We start from the raw sequence: 876 nt of genomic DNA on the forward strand, positions 1-876 counted from the left end.
AAATGTATCTGTATCCTGGCCGGCTGCTTTTGCGGCGCCTTCCATATAGGATGCCACGCCCTCTGTCCAAGTAGGTCCCGGGAGCACTGAGTTAACCGTCACATTTGTGCCTTTTGTCATTTCAGCCATTCCTCTTGAAAGGCTGATCAGCGCCGTTTTTGTCATTGAGTATGGAATCATCATTGGCAGCGGTTTGACGCCTGCTTCACTTGCAATATTTAAAATGCGGCCGCTGTTTTTGGCAAGCATTTTTGGAAGGAAGTGACGGCTTGTCCGAACGGCGCTCATCACGTTCACTTCGAAATATTGATTCCACTCTTCATCTGTCACATCGGCAAAGTCTTTTACCTCGAAGAAACCAAGGTTGTTGACAAGGATATCAATATCACCGATTTCATTTACTTTTTCAATAAAAGCCGCTGCTTCATCTGTTTTTGACAAATCGGCAGCAGCACCGTGCACCGTTCCATATCCAGAAAGCTCTTCAATCGTGCGATTAACAGTCTCCTGTTTGCGTCCGTTGACAATGACTGCCGCACCCTCTTGCAGAAAGCTTTTTGCGGCGGCTTTCCCGATACCGGACGTCGAGCCGGTGATTAAGACGAGTTTGTCTTTTAGCTGTAAATCCATAAGAATCATTCCTTTTGATTGATGATGGTATTAAGTATACAAGATCAAATTTAGTGTTTACGAGGATTTTGCTCCCATACACAATACGGGGAAAAGTCATTCGGGACACATATACAAGCCTGTCAGTCATATAGTATAATTACTCCGAAAAAAGGATACGAATGTCAAATAGGTGCCGGTCCGTGAACAACAGCCGGCTTAAAAGGGAAACCGGTAAAAGTCGGTGCGGTCCCGCCACTGTAATTG

Annotated in this window: 1 protein-coding gene and 1 riboswitch; the gene reads right to left on the reverse strand. The window is 45.4% G+C overall.

Features of this window, described 5'->3' with window-relative positions; translation table 11 throughout:
- A partial coding sequence (locus ACWHAR_RS24800) for an SDR family NAD(P)-dependent oxidoreductase (RefSeq protein WP_452088147.1) occupies window positions 1–630 on the reverse strand: 630 nt, incomplete at its 3' end.
- Window positions 631–783: 153 nt separating this feature from the next.
- Window positions 784–876: riboswitch (cobalamin riboswitch) on the forward strand. This riboswitch is flagged as partial in the annotation.

It is taken from the genome of Bacillus sp. LR--39, assembly GCF_053613335.1.